We start from the raw sequence: 17,259 nt of genomic DNA on the forward strand, positions 1-17,259 counted from the left end.
AGCATGGCCCGTACCGTCAAAGGAACCTTGAACATTGAAGGTCAGGAGATTCAAATTACCAATCCGGACAAACCGCTGTGGCCGGAGGTCGGCATTACCAAGGCCATGTATTTGCAAAAACTCGCAGCGATATCGCCTTTCCTGCTTCGATATTGCCAGGGAAGGCTGCTGACTACCATCCGATACCCGCATGGGGTGCAAGGCGAATCGTTCTATCAGAAAAATGCGCCGGAGCCGCTGCCTCCTTTTGTGCACACCTATGTGCATGAGAACATTAATTATGTGCTGCTGAATGGATTGCCCGAGCTGCTCTGGCTCGGGAATCTGGCTGCACTTGAGTTTCATCCGTCGCTGCATTTGGCAGGCAGCGATCAGCCCTGCGAATGGATGATTGATCTGGATCCGACCCTGCCAGAGGAACCCCGGATCATGGAGGCAACTGCAATCGTTGGCAATGTGCTGAACTCCTTGGGGCTGAACTCTGTGCCAAAAACCTCCGGCGCAACCGGGGTTCAGATCATCGTCCCGATTCCGGCAGGCGTAACTTTTGATGAGCTTCGCGCAGTCGGTCAATTCGTAGGCCAATATGTGACGGAGAAATTCCCTAAGCTGTTCACCATCGAGCGGCTTAAGAAAAATCGCGGGGATAAAATCTATTTCGATTATCTACAGCACTATAGCGGAAGAACCCTTGCTGCTCCTTATACACCTCGGGCGCGCAAGCTTGCGACCGTCTCTACCCCGCTGACCTGGGAAGAGGTCCATCGGGATGTTTCGCCTACAGAATTCCACCTGCTGAACATTGTAGAGCGTCTGCAAGAAAAGGGGGATCTGCTGCAAGCATTGCCTCCGCAACCGATCGAAAATGTCATCCGTCACCTGACATCCCAAGGAAAGAACGCGTCAAAAAGGAAAGGCTAGCTGCTCAATATCCGGCATCAGTTCCTCCCGGGAAACTGGCACAGCCGGTTGGGGCAGCTTTTTCGGCTTTGGAGATCCAGCCATGTCTGGCTGTGGCAGATGAAGATTACTCCCTTCGTCCGATATTTCGAATGGTTGAGAGAAGCCGGAATTCGTCCCATTCGCACCCGTGATGGCAGCAGGCTCCCGCTTGCTCTGACCGCTCAGATCATATTCGCTGAGCAGTCGGGCCGCCATCGACTTAAAAGCATGAACGTAGTGTTCTTCTGCATAGGCGCCTTGCCTATATAATTCGCGATAAGACTGAACCACATCGGGGAACTGGTGTTTAAGCGTCTCGATATACCATTTCTTCACATCGCGAGACAGCCTCAGCAATGAGATCATGGCAAAAGAAATGCCCCTCTCCTTCGACTGGGACAAAAGCTCCTTCAACTCTGATTCATCATCCGTCAGAAAAGGCAGCACGGGTGCAACAAACAGTCCTGTCGTTATGCCGGCTGCCGATAAAGCGCGCATCGCTTCAAGCCTGCCCCCTGGGTGCGGTGATGCAGGCTCCAGCTTTCGGATGATGTCCCCGTTCAGCGTATTCAAACTGATGTTGACCGACACATTCTCCATCCGGGTCAAAATGTCCATGTCCCTCAGCACGAGTGGAGAGCGCGTTGTAATGCTGGTAGAGATACGGTATTTGGCGAGCAGCTTCAAGCATTCCCGCGTGATTCCCTCTTTGCCCTCGATCGGCTGATACGGGTCCGTTGCCGTACCGATCGTAACCTGTCCAATGGATGTGCGCATCGCTTCAATATCATGATCAAACTTCCTCGCCGCGCTCAATAGCTGCTTCTCCAGTGCTTCGGCCGCATTTGCCTTCATAAAGATATGATGCTGGAATTCGTCCTCTGCCCCCATGCCGATAAACGATTGAAAAGCACGGGCATAACAAAAACTGCACCCATGTCCGCAGCCACGATACGGATTAATGGACCAATCGAAGGGCATCCTCTCTTCTTTCACCCTGTTTAATGTTTGTTTAGTGGTTATGCGTTCGTATTGCGTATGAGCCATTCCTCTTCCTCCCCTCGGATACTGCCATGATAAAGGTTGGGTATACCCTTAATTTTAACAAACATATGTTCCTATTATAAGTGGAACTTACTGGATTTACAAATAAAACTCCAGTTCACATCGTCAATAAAAAAACGTTAACTGAATTCTCATACTCGCTAAATAAAAAAAGTTCCACCCGCTGTTAAACAACACGGGTGAAACCTATATATCGGTATCATATTAATGGATTGCCTTCTTCTTAAAGCGACCGCCCTTCACATCATGGATGTTGCCGATGGCAACAAAGGCTTGGGAGTCCCAGTCTTCCACAATGGATTTCAGCTTCGCTTCCTCCAGGCGGGTAATGACAACAAAAATGACCTTCTTGCTATCGCCCGAGTAAGCACCCTCTCCATCCAGATAGGTAACGCCGCGTCCCAAACGCTGGGTCAATGCATCACCAATCTCCTTATGCTTGTCACTGATAATCCAAACCGATTTGGATTGATCAATACCTTCAATCGTAATATCAATCAGTTTAAACGCCAGGTAATAAGCAATGAGTGAATACATGGCATGATCCCATCCGAAAACAAAACCTGCACTGCCCAGAATAAACACATTGATGAACATCACGATTTCACCGACAGAGAACGGTGACTTCTTGTTGATCAGGATAGCCACGATTTCCGTTCCATCCAGGGAGCCACCGGATCGGATAACTAAGCCAACCCCAATACCGAGGAGAACGCCACCGAACACGGCAGCAAGCAGCGGATCGATCGTAAGCGGGTCGACTGGATGAAGGAAATAAGTGCCAATGGACATGACCAATACGGCGTATAGCGTGGATAGAGCAAACGTTTTTCCGATCTGTTTATATCCTATAAACAAAAACGGAAGGTTGAACAAGGTCAAGAATATCCCCAGCGGAATTTCTGTGATATGAGAAACCATAATGGATACCCCGGTAATTCCTCCGTCAATAATCTTGTTCGGCACCAGAAATATTTCGAGCCCAATTGCCATCAATACCGCACCGAAAGTTAAGAACACCAGACGGCGGAGAATCTTCAAAGTTGCTGAGCCTGCTTTGGGATTCTCCGGCTTCTGCTGCTCCGCTTTCACTTGTGCAAGAATCTTCACATCACTTGACATAAATCTCCCCCGTTCAACTTATGGAAACTAAGTTAATATATATTTATAAGTGGAACTTATATAAATATTCTATCATATAAATAAAAGCTGGACATCCAAATTTCAAAGTTCTTCCTCCTTTTTACTTGCTTTCTATTAAATATGACATTCGATGTAATATATTACAGTTATAGAAGTGGCGACAGCATGCGGCATAATATTTCCGCTGCTTTCTGCCATCTTCCCCGCTGCCGAAATGCCTCCGCATCAATAGGGCGGCTCTGTCTCAGGTCCTCCCTGAAGTCCGATACCAAGCGCTCTATGGGCTGCTGATCAAACAGCACGGCAGTCAGCTCAAAATTACAGAAGAAACTCCGCATATCCATATTTGCCGTACCTACCGAGCCCAGAAGCTCGTCTACGATCAATACCTTGGCATGAATAAAGCCTTTTTCATACTCATAGAAGGTAACTCCCGCTGCCAGCAGCTCTTCCACGTAAGACAAGCTTGCCATCTTGACCAGACGGGAATCGGCACGATCCGGAATAATGATCCGTACATCAACGCCGCTCACCGCAGCCGTCTTCAGCGCTTCATATATCCCCTCATCTGGAATGAAATACGGGGTTGTGATCCATATCCGTTCTTTGGCTACAGAAATCGCCCCAAAACACATCTCCTGGATGGCATTCCAGTTCATATCCGGTCCACTGCTCAGGATCTGGACTTGCTCATTTCCGGTGCATTCATGCTCCGGATACAGGCCAAAATCAGAAATGCGCTCGCCGGAGGCAAGCTTCCAATCGTGCAGAAATACATTTTGCAGAAAATAGACCGCGTCCCCTTTGACCTCCAGATGCGTATCCCGCCAAAAACCCATTTTCGGGTACTCGCCCAGATAGTCATCCCCGACGTTGATCCCGCCAAGAAACCCGACCGTTCCATCCACAACAACGATTTTGCGGTGATTCCGGTAATTGATTCTGCGGCTGAACATCGAAACCATGGCAGGTAGAAAGAAATAGAACTCCACCCCCGATTCTTTGAACCGTTGAATGAACGTTCTCTTAAGCTTATAACTTCCCAATCCGTCGCAAACCAGACGTACCTTAACGCCTTCTTTTGCCTTGCGAATCATTACATCCTGAAACCGGGTACCGATCCGGTCGTGGCGAAAGATATAGAACTCCACATGAATGTGTTCCTTGGCCTGTTCCATGGCATTCAGCATCGCATCGTATGTCTCTTCCCCATCCGTCAGCACCCGGCTCTGATTACAGCCTGTGATGGGACTCTCCGACAGATGATTGAGCAGATTAAACAAACGGTCATTGTGATGAAATCCGGGATTATTCATATCCTCTTTACGCTTAACAACGGCGGCTCGATCCCACAGATGCCCTCTGATTTCCTGGAATAGCCTGGAGCCCCGCTTACGAATCTTCAACCGCTTCTGATAATCCTGCGCCACAAAGAAATAGAGTACGAAGCCGATCAAGGGGAGGCAAAATAAAATAAACAGCCATGCCACAGCCTTGGACGGGTTTCGGAACTCAAGCAGCAGCACCGCGGCCATCTGCAAAATAAAGGTGATTAGTGCAAGCAGAAGCCACACCATATCGGCAGCCTCCTCACGATGAATAATAGTGGTTATTGAATAGAAATGACAATGCACTGGAATGCGAGACCTGCAAAATAACTACACTACATCATTGACCAATTCCTTATGTATTTATTCAATTACCCAATCTGGCACCATAGTGAATAAGTTCTCTTATCTCATCATTTTTGACATAGTTTTCGAAAGAATAGAATACATACTAGATAAGGGGCTGGCCAAGTCTAGCGGATAGCCATTAAGATCCATTCATTATGTAGGGAAGGGAGATGCCATGAAAACCGCACACCGTAAACAACGCTTAACCCTGCTGGTGCTTCGGGATGCCCAGCATTCAGTCAGACAGATCCAGCTGTCCAGACCTCTGATGATAGCGGTGCCTGCGGCCGCTATTTTGTCAATCGCCGGATTGATTGTTTCCTTGCAGATCCAATCAGCCCAAACGATCATGGGGCTGGAGAAGCAGTTAACCCTGAAAAGCCTGGAAGCCATCAAGATGGAAGTAACGGTCACAGACAAGGATGAAGCCATCGAACGCCTCAATAAAGCCATAATTCAGCTATCGGGCGAAGCAGAGCAAACGAAGGTCCAGATGGAACGCGTGCAGCAGCTGGAACAGGAACTTCAGCAGTTCATTCAGAAGCACGGCAGCTTGTCCGGACAGACCTCCTCCATTCCGGATGATAACGACCAACATGTCGGCGGGGAATTCATTGCCGTTCATGAGAATGAAATGCTGAGCCTCGCCCAAGAGACCCAAGATGATTTTGTGGAAATTCAGCAATTGATAGCCAGCATGGAACGTCATATTCCACGCACGCTGGACCAGGCGCAAGAAACCCAGGAAAAACGGGAAGGGACGCCTTCACTGTGGCCGACAACGTCCAAGCGTCTGACATCAAACTTCGGTTATCGTAGCGATCCTTTCACCGGGCGCTCGGCCTATCACGCAGGCATCGATATTGCCGGCAAAATCGGTGATCCGGTTTATGCCGCAGGCGCCGGTGAAGTAACTGCTGCCGAACGCAGCGGAGCCCGTGGCCTTTATATCATTGTGAAACATCCCAATGGCCTGGAAACCTGGTACATGCACCTGGACAGTCTGGATGTATCGGTAGGCGATCATGTTAATCAAGGAGAAACCATTGGCAAGCTGGGTTCCTCGGGAAGAAGCACAGGGCCTCATCTTCATTTTCAGGTTGTCAAAAACAATCAGACGGTTGACCCGATACCTTACCTGCAATAAGTTCCATCCATTTATTATTCATTAATAGGAGGAATGTAGTATGAAGAAGAAGAACAAGCGACCATCCCACCGGACTGATACGCTGATTGGACCAGGGAGCGAAGTTGAGGGTGTTCTGCAATGCGAGGATAATTTACGGATCGACGGACGCTTTAACGGCTCCATCGAGAGTCAGGGCTGCGTTACCATCGGGGAGAACGCTGTTGCGCGCTCCAGCATCTCAGCCCGGGAGGTCATTGTGGCTGGCAAGATCTACGGGGATGTAACAGCGGAGAATAAGCTGACCATTACGCCTACCGGACAAATGTATGGAGATGTGTGTGCCAATTCCCTCGTCATTATGGAAGGCGGACTCCTTCATGGCGCGAGTGTAATGGAACATCAAGCCGCAAACGCCGCTCCTTCAGAATCAACCGAAACCCCACTGCCGCTTCAGCGTCCGGAAGCAGGTTAACCCCGCATATGGACGAATGCCTGAACCCGGCAGTTTTATATAGACCGGCTGCTGCATTCAGCCGGCACAATCAAAGAGCCCCTTCTAAAACCATGTGATCACACGGCAGAAGGAGCTCTTTTCTTATCCTGTCGTTCCCGCTATGCGGCTACATCTCTCTTGGTAAAGACTAACCAAGAGATGAGCATAAACACTAGGCAATAGGCAGCCAGAACGGAAACGGAGAAGCCGATACCCACTCCTCCCGGTCCGATAGGAGACTGGATATACCCGCTCAGATCGGTATGGAGAAAGAGCAAGTATTGGGCCCATTGAAACCGTTCCGGATTGAAAATAAAACCAAATATATCTTTGGTGAACAGAACCAGCAGCGATAATCCAATCGCCAGTCCGCCTGAACGGAATACGGTAGATAGCATAAAGGCTATCAGCGAGATCACAAACACCTGGATCGTATCCGTCAGCAGGAGCAGCAGGGAGTTGTTCATGGACGATCCCTCAAATCCGCTAGAGAATCCCGTGTTGCCCGAGAACAACAGCATGGAGATAGCGATACCCACCACAGCCGTAATTCCCGCACAGAGCAGATTAAATAGAACCAGGGACGTGAATTTGGACATCAGGATTTTGCCTCGGCTCCACGGGCGAATCAGCAGCAATTTGATTGTGCCTCCTGCAAATTCGCCGGCAACAAGATCCGCAGCGATGATTACCGAGAATATGGCACTCAAATAAATGGTGAAGCTTTCGGTCCAGGTAAACACGGTCCAGACATCCATCGGTGCGTTGGTAAAGTACAGCATGGCAGGCATCGCCACATTAAACAACACCAGGATTGACAGCATAACCCATGTCCGTACACGGTAGTAAATCTTCATATTCTCATTGGCGACAAGACGGGTAAAGTTACTCAACGGCGGATCCCCCTCCCGTCATTTCCAAAAATTGATCCTCCAGCGACCGCGTTACCGGCTGTATGGCATACACCTGAATGCCGGCTCCGACCAAAACCGCATTGATATCGGCAATCATGTTCCGGTCCCCACGGACGATAATTCGATGTTCCTGGGCTCTCGTTTGAAAATCCTGGAGCAGTCCTTCGGCAGCGTCCGCATCACTCACAGTAAATGCCGTTTCCTCAAACATCCGCTCCCCTTCAGCCGTCCGAAGTTTCCGGATGTCAATCAGCTTGCCATGGCGAATAATACCAACGGTATCACACATAAGCTCCATCTCAGACAGCAGGTGACTGGATACGAATACCGTCGTCCCTTCCTCCTGCGTCAATCTGCGCAAGTAATCGCGCAGCTCCCGGATCCCCTGTGGGTCCAAGCCGTTTGTCGGCTCGTCCAGAATCAAGAGCTTCGGTCTATGCAGCAGTGCTTGCGCCACGCCCAGACGCTGGCGCATCCCCAGCGAATAGGTCTGCACCTTCTCATGGATTCGGTTGCCCAGCCCAACGAGCTCCACCACTTCGTCGATGCGTTCTTTGGTGATGCCCTGCATCATACGCGCAAAATGCTTCAAATTGTTATAACCGGACAGAAATTTATACATCTCGGGATTCTCGACAATCGCTCCAATCTGGGCGGCTGCCTGCTCATAATGGTTCCGAATGCTGTAACCCCCGACGGTAATATCCCCTTTGGTAATGGACATCAGCCCCACCATCATCCGAATGGTCGTTGTCTTGCCTGCTCCATTCGGCCCAAGAAATCCGAAGATCTGTCCAGGCAGGATATCTAAGGTCACATCATCAACCAGAACCTTGGACGATATTTTCTTCGTAACCCCGAGCAATCTTACCAGCGGTTCCTGCTTCATGAAATCGATTCTCCTTTGCCAAATGACGCACGTTCAATTATCCCTAATTATACACATTACATAATATGAGTCTATTCGTACCCTCACTTGATGTGTCTTATACGACTAATCATTCAACTATCTTGCACTATAAGAAATGATGTATTGGATGTGACAGTGTTACACTCTCTACATATTCCCATCGGCATATCATATCTGTAGAAACCGGTTTTAAACACACTAACACCCTCTATCATCAGCACGATCCGACGGCAGCTGATACAATACATTTTCATTTCATTCTTCACACATGATCCACTCCCAATGAGAAATGGCTTGATATAATGGTTTTCGATACAGAATGTATCCTAATAAATTTGTACCCTTTTGTCAAACAAATATCTTCAATACTTAAGGACAATTAGGTGAACAGGCATCACTTCATACGATCCTTGATCATATTTTGTAAATAAGAATAAACAAATCAGCTGGGAGGAAACAAACATGCCTGTCCTGAATAATCTAGCCAATGTTAAAAATTTCGGAGCAAAAGGCGATGGTGTTGCAGACGATACGTTAGCCTTCCAAAGCGCAATAAATGCGTGTGCATCAGGTTCATACTCGGTCATCTATATGCCTAAAGGCCGATACCGTATAACGCAAACCTTGGTATTACCGAAACAGGAAAGGCCTAATACCAACGCCACGCAGGGGATCGGGCTTACGATCTATGGGGATGGAATGTATGACAGCGGTATTATCTATACGGGTACCGACTACGCCCTTTACAGTGATAAAGACATGGCTGAAACCATCTTATTTAGAGACTTTTATATAAACCACGCCCAAGGCGGGGGGATTTATTTGCCCCAAGGTGCACACCAAATGTTCGAGCGTTTCTTTTCAAGTGCATGCGGCGAAGGGAAAATCGGGGTATATATTCAGGGGATGCGAAGCGGTACGAACTCCACTTCAGGTTATGGGGGCTACATGATCTCGTTTCGCAATTGCCGATTCTGGCAGGAGACGGGGTATCTGGGAACAGGTTTGAAATTGGAGGATATCGTATTGTGTACAACCATTGATAATTGCTTTTTTTCAAGATCAGTACGGAATTACCCCCACCTTGAAATAGTGAACTCAGACAGTATTCATATTACGTCAACCGCTTTTGAAAGGAGCGAACAGGCCGTTCCCCCTGCTTCTCCCTCTGAAGGACGCACCGAGGAAGATGTCATGCGAGATGCAATTGCTGCAAATAAAGTAATGACAGCCCCTCTAATCAAATTGAATAACTCCCGAGCCATATCTATTGAAGAATGTCATGCAGAAGCCACCTATGAAAGCTTTGTCGGTATCTACGGGCATACTTCCGGCGTATGGATTGACGGATGCCGTCTGGATCACTATGCTATCACGGATTATAATCCCAATAAAGGTTACATCGTTACCGTTGATCCAGGTTCTACAGCATCACAAGATATCATTCTCGGCCCTCGCAATTACCGAATTCAGGCTAATCATCCCAATACAACACACGGGACACTGGTCAAAGATCCTGTCGGCTGTGTAATCGTCGAGAACATTGCGGATCGAACATCATTTCGGGATTCCTTCTATTTAACGGAACGACGCACTGTACCCTATATAGGCTCTGCAGGGCATAACCTGCTTCGAAATCCGTCATTATATGCCATGTTTGCAAATGATGTCCCTTACTCGGTAGAACCCGACCCTGGCTTTACCTTCAAACAGGCTGCTCCATCAGGTTGTATTGTCTCGCAGAGTACGAGCAGCACCAAGATCAAGCTCCGAATGAGAACCATAGAGCGATTGCATAAGCATGAATACTACACTTTTGTTATCTCAGGCACTAATCTTTCCGGTATATCCACTCCATTATTTGTTGACATCGGGGGGGACACCAACGATCTGACACTCATACTTCCTGCTGGCTCTGAACGCTTCACCATCACCAAAACGTTTAAGAAATTCTATTCCGATATCGTCGACCTCGTTGTATATGAACCGCTGAACCTTCAAATCCATTCTATTTACGTTATACCGAATATCGTTAATCAAATCCCTTATGGTGAGGAGACGATATCAAGCTCAGCAGTCTTTACTGAACTGATCCGTTCCAGCAGTATGGTCATCAGTCCGCTGCCCGCAATCCCTGCAGCATCTGCCGCCCACCGGGGCCGAATCATCATGGTTGAGGACAGCAGCGGCGTGGATTCCCTATATATCTGCAAGCAGCGTTCAAAAGGTGTTCATACCTGGATCAAGCTGGGATAGTTCAAACGACCTGAGCTTTGAACATTTTAATAAAGAAGCGGGTGAAGACGCACGTCTTCACCCGCTTCGTTTCAGATCAAGAACCCTCTCGATCCATATGCTCTTTGAGCAGCTCATGGATTCGCTCACGCTCCTTATCAGCCACATTATAATACCAGATACCGCCGATATTCTGGCCGCTGCCCTGAATCTCGACCTGCTCGATCTTCTTCATATCCTGCCGATATTCCGTTACAAAAGTCTTCATCTCATCAAATCGTATATCTGTCTTTACGCTTGTGCCTACCTCCTTAAGTAAGGTTTCAAGCTTAAAAGCGGTTGAAACATCAAGCGCATTCTTCAATACCTCTTTCACAATTTGACGCTGACGTGAGTTTCGGCCCAAATCGCCGCGCGGATCCTCATAACGCATACGAGAATAAGCCAATGCTTCTTGTCCGTTCAAATGTAAACTGCCTTCTTTAAAATGATGTCCCTCATAATTAAACGTTATTGTATTATCTACATCTACTCCGCCAAGAGCATCAATAATGTTCGCAAATCCTTCCATATTAACTTTAATATAATAATTAACAGGAAAATGCAGCAGTTCTTCCACCGTCCGGACGGACATCTGAATTCCTCCAAAGGCATAGGCATGATTGATTTTGTCCTCGGTACCATGGCCTACAATTAATGTTCGGGTATCCCTTGGTATGTTGAACATGAGTATGGATTGTTTAGACGGATTGACCGATAGCATAATCATCGCATCCGAACGCCCACGATCATTGGGGCGCTCATCGATGCCCAGCACCAGAACTGTGAAGGGCTCGCGCTGATCAATATCTGCGGAATGTATTTCCTCCAGGACCGGATCGGCTGATATAAAAGCGGGAAGCGATGACGGTTCTCGCTGCTCGTAAATTTGTTCAGCTGTCGCTTTAACAGACTGATACACATATATACCGTAACCGCCTGCCAACACTGTAAGACTTACAAGTGCAGTCCCCGTAATCTTAAGCCACTTTCTCATACCTTGTCATCCTCTCCGATCTAACACTTCCCTCGGTCTCGTTCTTGCAGACCTCCAATATGTATATGCACTAACCAGCGTAATACCGAACAAAGCGGCGATTGAATCCAAAACAACATCCTGTGCTTTAAAGACGCGGTAACCTGATGTACTTTGATGCAGCTCGTCGCTGATGGCATACAGCACGCATAAGCACCACGCAATTGGCATGGCGACCCTGGCCCTGATTCGCAACAAGGTCGCCAGCAGTAGAAACAACAGGCCGCCAAGAACTAGATATTCTCCGATGTGAGCAGCCTTTCGAATGAAGAATTCAACAAATCCAGGCATACCCTTTGCATCGATACTGACAATTTCCCCGGCATAAGTGAATGAAACCCAGGAAAACCAATGTTCAATCGTTGTTTCAGGCAAGTGCTTCTGCAGCCACGGTCTTAGATCCTGCTGCTGATACGACTGGGAGGAGAAGAAAAAAATGATGCTCATCCACATGATTACGATGATGATGATCAACAGGCGCTTCTTGCTCCTGTAGCTGCTTCTCTTTCTGCTCACGATATCCTCCCCGTTACATTATCGCCTATACCCTTAGACGAACTGAGTCATTTCTTCCCATTGAAATGTTAGCCTTATCGTATCTTCCTCTGATACCTCAGTACCGGATTGAACCTCTATAAATTCAAGATCCTCCAGGGCACGAATACCATGCAGGGTTCCCGCTGGAATTTTGAGCACATCTCCGGCTTTAACGGGTTGCACCTTATCTTGAATGCACACTTCTCCAGTACCGCTCGTAATGGTCCAATATTCTTCACGGTGAAGATGATAATGATAACTGGAGTTCTTCCCTGCATCTATCCGAATTCGCTTTGTCAGAACCTCCTGCCCATTCTTGTGCTTTTGCAGGTCCAGCACCCGATACCACCCCCATCGCCGTTCCTCGTACATTGGCCGCTGTTCGATATGTGAAATGAATTCTTTCAATCGCGGACTGGATGATTTCTCCGTAACCAAAATACCATCAGCACCTGTAGCAACTACTACATTAGAGAGCCCCAGCACGGCTACCGGAATATCCAATTCATTAATTAAATGCGTGTTCTGGCAATCATCGCTGATCATTCCCTTTCCGTTTATGGGCGAGGGAATCTCTTCTGTTAGCGTGTTCCATGTCCCAAGGTCCTTCCAGCTGCCTTCATACGGAACAACCACTACGCGCTGAGCCTGCTCTATTACCTCATAATCAAAGCTGATCTTGGACAATCGCGAATATTGTTTCGACATCTCCTCATATTGAATCGGGAGTCCCTTATCAATCAACAGCTGAATTAGATAATCGAGCTTGAAAGAAAACACACCGCAGTTCCAATAAGCAGACTGTTCCATGTATTCCAGGGCCTGCTCTTCGCTTGGTTTTTCTTTAAAGCTTTTTACTTTATGGAAGGCGACCGGTCCGGCTTTGGCTCGCTCTGGCAGAATATAACCGTATTTCTCCGAAGGATAGGTTGGTTTGACTCCCATCAGAGCGATATCTGCTCCTGAATCGGCTAAAACTCGATCTAAGGAAGACAAGGTCTGAAAAAAAGGTTCTTCCACAAAAGGGTCTACAGGCAATACTGTTATTGTTTCCTTCAAATCCACATTGGCAATCGAATACAAGTATACGGCAGCGAGCGCAATAGCCGGGAAGGTATCCCGCCGCTGGGGTTCCACGATAATGGGCACTCTGCCAGGGAGCTGATTTCGAATAATTTCAATCTGCGATATGCCTGCGGCAATAAAGGATGAATCAGCCAAATTGGTCTTCTGCAGCTGTTTCCAAACCCGTTGGACCATAGATTCAGACTGTCCCTTATCTCCTGGGAGCACTTTGAGGAACTGTTTGGAACGAAGTTCGTTGGAGAGAGGCCACAGACGCTTACCTGAACCACCGGACAATAAAATAATTTTCATCTTACTACTTCCCTCCATCCTTCACACAGAAATTATATGGATTGCAGAAGCGTTCGGTATTTATCGATGGACTGAGATTTGGCAAGATAACGTTCCAAATATAACCTGCCGCCTCGCCCTGTCAATTCCAACGTCTCCTGACCGCAGGCGTACATATTCGCTATATGCTCGGAGATTTCATGGTATTGTTGCGGCTCTATCACAACTCCGCATCCGCTCTCCTTAATTAGAACAGCAGCCTCGCTGCCTTGTTCCAGGACACCGAGAATTGGCTTTCCAGCTGCCATAACACCGTATATTTTGCTCGGAACAGAGACACCCTTGATTCCCTTTTGATTGACTACCAGATGAACATCTGCTGCGCACAGGGAGTATTTGATATGTTCCTTAGGCTGAAAAGGAAGGAAACGCACATTCTGTAATCCCTTATCCTTCACATACCGCTGCATTTCGGGCTTCACTGCGCCATCCCCGATAAAAACAAACAGGACTTCCGGATGATCCTTAAAATCCGAAGCCACTCGAATAATATTCTCCAAATCGTAATACAAACCCAGATTGCCCGAATACATCACGATAAATTTCCCTTGTAAATCATGCTCTCTCACAAACTTCGATACTTGAGCATGACTGCGAGGCAAGGGGATGATATCCTGCTCGTCAGTCCAATTGTTGATGACACTGTTGCTGGGCACCCTGCGCCCGCGAAAACGGTGGTTCAGCGTTTCTTGCATGTCCTGTCCAACTGTGATGATATGATCGGATACGCTACAGCTCAAGTTATCAATTTTCTTCGCCAGACTAAACAGCCATTTACGATTCGTATAACTGATAGCTTCAGCCTGCTCTGGATTAAAATCCATAATGTTATACACGAGTTTGCCCCGTTTCAGAACCTTACCGATTGCTCCGACCAATCCCCCGATAATTGGAGGCGAAGATATTGTATAAATCACATCCACCTTCTTAATACGCAGCAGAGCAATAACAGCCAATATAAAATATGACAGGATAAACATGACACGGCTGAATTTGCTTCGTTTATCCACTTTGGGTGTACGCAGACGGATAACGCGTATTTGTTCGAGCTGATCGTATTCGAACAGCTTATTTCTCTTGCCTAGATCTACATTTTCCGGCTGAACAGCGATAACTGTCACATCAAAATCATGCTGAAGTTCAAGACAAAGCTCAGTCAATAATTGCCCTGAGGAAGCATAATCCGGATGAAAATAATTAGCTACAAACACAATTTCTTTTTTCATTTCATGACCCCTTACTGTCTTGGAATGTTCTTCTGGTCATTTGTATGAACCTTACCGACATCCTTATGTATCAGGCAAATCAGGGTAAGGATCATTCCGTACGACAAGGTTTTGTAACTGACCTGAAACAACAGGCCGATGACTACAGGTACAAACGCTGCCAGCATATAAGGAAGCATGACCATCGTAAACCGCTGTAAAGCCCTGTACATGATCCAGCCAAGATAAGACATCAACACAGCGATGCCAATCAATCCACCCTTCAGCAAGAAAAAGCTGACAGCTGAATGGGTATAGGAGACAAGAATGTTGTTCACCGCCGGATCATGAAACAACCCTCCCCAGCCCACTCCAAACAACATGGAGTAGGGAGACGCTGAGGTTTCAGCCAATACGGCAGCGAGCTCATCCGTTTTTCCGTTGGCGCCAAAATCCTCCTGCTTAGATACCAACAGTTCAAATGAATTGGAGATTTGTTCTTGGGCAAAAATTCCTGCTGCAACAAGAACGATCAGCCCGATGATCAGCTTATTCATTGATTTGCGTGAACTTACCAGGAAATACACAGCAAAGCACAGCACGGCAAGTGCAAGAGGTGCACGCTGGGCAACGGCCATGAGCGATCCAAGCGCCAGAAAGCCTCCAGTCAGCATCGCAATGCTGCCCAACCATCGAAATGGGCTTGCACTTTTCCACGTATGGACCGCCATGATAGGAAGAAAGACTCCCGCAAAAGAAACGCTCGGATCATAAGGTAGATATAAAAAGTTGTCAAAATAGTACATTCTGCCCACTTCAAGCGGGGAAATCTGTACAACGAGGTAAAATCGAATAGATAGAATGACGCCCATTACGGATATGATCCAGGGCAATATGGCAAGCCAGTTAAGCGTTGAGCGTTTCATCGCAGGCAGAAGCAATAACGGAACGAACAGATACACACATGGGATCAGATCGCGGATAATATCCGTCATATCCCAGCCATAAACAACCCCGCCATTCAGGAGTCCAATCCACAATAAGAAGAAAAAACCCGCGTGAATAATGACAGGGACGGTTCCGTAATGCCGATACAACGAGAAACCTCCACCCAAGACGATGATTCCCGTTGGAACGGATACAAATAAAATCAAAAGAACGGCAATCAAAGCTTCTGGAATACCTGGGTCCGCTGGAAAAGGGGAACTAAACAGCGCATATAACAGCAGCGCCGCTATAAAACCGAATCCTCCCCAGTTGGCCACTGAGCTTCTGCCTCGATTATGCAATGTATCAGCAGGTAAACTCAGATTGTGATTCATGAGATTGACTCCTTATCTTTTAAGATCAGAACAGTGAGGAGCATTCCATAGGAAAGAGTCTTAAAACTGGGCTGAAAAAACAATCCGATCATAATCGGAACTCCAGCTGCAAGCATATAAGGCAGATTGTTCATGTTTACCCGTCTTAGGCACTTCAGTGAGATCCAGCTAAGATAAGCCAAGAAGACAGTCAGGCCGATAACCCCCCCTTTTAAAAGCAGAAAGGTAAATGCCGAGTGCGTAAACGAGACTTCCGACATATAAGTAGGATCAAAGAATAATCCCCCCCACCCGATGCCGAGCAGCAAGGTGTACACCGATTTGGATGTTTCCTGAAGAACAGCTGCCAGTTCATCTGTCTTACCGTTCGCTCCATAGTTCACTTGCTTGGATAACAGCAAATCAAACGAACTCGATATCTGTTCCTGTGCCAGCATTCCAGCTCCAATCATGATCACAAGGATAACGAGCAACTTGCGTACGGACCTTCCAGAACTTAAACCAAAATATACCGCAAAGCATAGGACAGCCAGCCCAAGAGGCGCCCGCTGTGCCACTGCCATTAGGGACCCTAACGCCAAAAACCCTCCGATTAACATAGCAAGACTGCTTAGCCAACGGAGTGGGTTTGAGCTTTTCCACGTGTGTACAGCCATGATTGGAAGGAAAACCCCTGCAAAAGAGACACTCGGATCATACGGAAGGTATAGAAAATTATCAAAATAATACATTTTTCCTATATCCAGCGGTGAAATACGAACTTCCATATAAAATCTGATGGATAAAATAACACCCATTACTGCGACTAACCAAGGAAGAATAGACAACCACTTTAATTTGGAACGGTTCATCGCTGGAAGAAGGAGCAAGGGGACGAATAAATACACACATGGGATGAGATCACGCAATATATCCGTAGAATCCCATCGGTATATTACGCCTCCATTTAGTAGGCCCAGCCACAGCAGCACAAAAAAACCCAAATGCAGCGGCATGGGAACTGTGTCATATCTGCGATATAGCGTGAAACCGCCGCTTATGACAAAAATTCCTGTAGGAAGTGATACAAACAATATGAGCAATACAGCAATCAGAACTTCTGTCATGCCTGGATTGGCTGGAAATGGAGCGCTGAATATAGCGTAAATCAAGAGAGCCAGGATAAATGCCAGCCCTCCCAAAATCCCTCCTCCGGTC

15 protein-coding genes are annotated in these 17,259 nt (G+C 47.3%); 4 read left to right on the top strand and 11 right to left on the bottom strand.

The features are described 5' to 3' along the window. Nucleotides 1–3: 3 nt before the first annotated feature. Nucleotides 4–921, top strand: a complete 918-nt coding sequence (gene ligD / locus PGL02S_RS10420; protein WP_036640689.1) for a non-homologous end-joining DNA ligase — start codon at nt 4–6, stop codon at nt 919–921. On the opposite strand, the gene PGL02S_RS10425 is transcribed toward ligD, so the two are convergent. The 3 genes from PGL02S_RS10425 to cls form a co-directional block, all read right to left on the bottom strand. Further along, nucleotides 904–1,989, bottom strand: a complete 1,086-nt coding sequence (locus PGL02S_RS10425) for an SPL family radical SAM protein (protein ID WP_036640692.1) — start codon at nt 1,987–1,989, stop codon at nt 904–906. The two genes, ligD and PGL02S_RS10425, sit on opposite strands and share 18 nt — an antisense overlap. Before the next feature lie 222 nt (nt 1,990–2,211). Continuing rightward, nucleotides 2,212–3,129, bottom strand: coding sequence for a YitT family protein (locus PGL02S_RS10430; RefSeq protein ID WP_006212472.1), 918 nt, complete (start codon nt 3,127–3,129; stop codon nt 2,212–2,214). A 167-nt stretch (nt 3,130–3,296) separates the two neighbouring features. Beyond that, nucleotides 3,297–4,727: a cardiolipin synthase gene (gene cls, locus PGL02S_RS10435; protein ID WP_006212473.1), complete on the bottom strand. Its 1,431-nt coding sequence runs from the start codon at nt 4,725–4,727 to the stop codon at nt 3,297–3,299. A gap of 274 nt (nt 4,728–5,001) precedes the next feature. Here cls and PGL02S_RS10440 point away from each other — a divergent pair, with 274 nt between their 5' ends. Both PGL02S_RS10440 and PGL02S_RS10445 read left to right on the top strand, forming a co-directional pair. Further along, on the top strand, nt 5,002–5,973 hold the full coding sequence (locus PGL02S_RS10440) for a M23 family metallopeptidase (protein ID WP_006212474.1): 972 nt from the start codon (nt 5,002–5,004) through the stop codon (nt 5,971–5,973). 40 nt (nt 5,974–6,013) lie between these two features. Continuing rightward, the gene (locus tag PGL02S_RS10445; protein ID WP_006212475.1) at nt 6,014–6,427 is read left to right on the top strand and encodes a bactofilin family protein; all 414 of its coding nucleotides are present in this window, start codon (nt 6,014–6,016) and stop codon (nt 6,425–6,427) included. Between the two features lie 140 nt (nt 6,428–6,567). Here the strand turns inward: PGL02S_RS10445 and PGL02S_RS10450 are convergent, their stop codons facing one another. Together PGL02S_RS10450 and PGL02S_RS10455 are read right to left on the bottom strand one after the other, a co-directional pair. After that, nucleotides 6,568–7,341, bottom strand: a complete 774-nt coding sequence (locus PGL02S_RS10450) for an ABC transporter permease (protein ID WP_036640694.1) — start codon at nt 7,339–7,341, stop codon at nt 6,568–6,570. Beyond that, nucleotides 7,334–8,251, bottom strand: a complete 918-nt coding sequence (locus tag PGL02S_RS10455) for an ABC transporter ATP-binding protein (RefSeq protein WP_036640696.1) — start codon at nt 8,249–8,251, stop codon at nt 7,334–7,336. Before PGL02S_RS10455 ends, PGL02S_RS10450 begins: the two co-directional genes overlap by 8 nt. 483 nt (nt 8,252–8,734) lie before the next feature. On the opposite strand from PGL02S_RS10455, the gene PGL02S_RS10460 reads away from it, so the two are divergent. Next, a complete protein-coding gene (locus PGL02S_RS10460) occupies nt 8,735–10,528 on the top strand; it encodes a glycosyl hydrolase family 28-related protein (RefSeq protein WP_036640698.1) in 1,794 nt (597 codons plus the stop codon). A 76-nt stretch (nt 10,529–10,604) separates the two neighbouring features. On the opposite strand, the gene PGL02S_RS10465 is transcribed toward PGL02S_RS10460, so the two are convergent. From PGL02S_RS10465 to PGL02S_RS10490, 6 genes are read right to left on the bottom strand one after another with little or no spacing between them, the layout of a single operon-like run. Beyond that, nucleotides 10,605–11,543 carry an LCP family glycopolymer transferase gene (locus PGL02S_RS10465; RefSeq protein ID WP_036640699.1) on the bottom strand — a complete coding sequence of 313 codons (939 nt, stop codon included), beginning with the start codon at nt 11,541–11,543 and terminating at the stop codon, nt 10,605–10,607. 6 nt (nt 11,544–11,549) lie between these two features. Beyond that, nucleotides 11,550–12,098, bottom strand: coding sequence for a VanZ family protein (locus tag PGL02S_RS10470; RefSeq protein ID WP_036640701.1), 549 nt, complete (start codon nt 12,096–12,098; stop codon nt 11,550–11,552). 33 nt (nt 12,099–12,131) lie between these two features. After that, the gene (locus PGL02S_RS10475) at nt 12,132–13,496 is read right to left on the bottom strand and encodes a sugar phosphate nucleotidyltransferase (RefSeq protein WP_006212481.1); all 1,365 of its coding nucleotides are present in this window, start codon (nt 13,494–13,496) and stop codon (nt 12,132–12,134) included. 32 nt (nt 13,497–13,528) lie between these two features. Continuing rightward, entirely contained in the window at nt 13,529–14,761 is a 1,233-nt protein-coding gene (locus tag PGL02S_RS10480) for a glycosyltransferase family 4 protein (protein ID WP_036640704.1), read from the bottom strand. An 11-nt stretch (nt 14,762–14,772) separates the two neighbouring features. Continuing rightward, complete coding sequence (locus PGL02S_RS10485; protein ID WP_036640705.1) at nt 14,773–16,062, bottom strand: membrane protein; 1,290 nt, start codon at nt 16,060–16,062, stop codon at nt 14,773–14,775. Beyond that, the gene (locus PGL02S_RS10490) at nt 16,059–17,243 is read right to left on the bottom strand and encodes a hypothetical protein (protein ID WP_006212484.1); all 1,185 of its coding nucleotides are present in this window, start codon (nt 17,241–17,243) and stop codon (nt 16,059–16,061) included. Before PGL02S_RS10490 ends, PGL02S_RS10485 begins: the two co-directional genes overlap by 4 nt. Between the last annotated feature and the right edge of the window lie 16 nt (nt 17,244–17,259).

This window comes from Paenibacillus glucanolyticus NBRC 15330, from assembly GCF_004000885.1.
Classification (GTDB): Bacteria; Bacillota; Bacilli; order Paenibacillales; family Paenibacillaceae; genus Paenibacillus_AQ; species Paenibacillus_AQ glucanolyticus.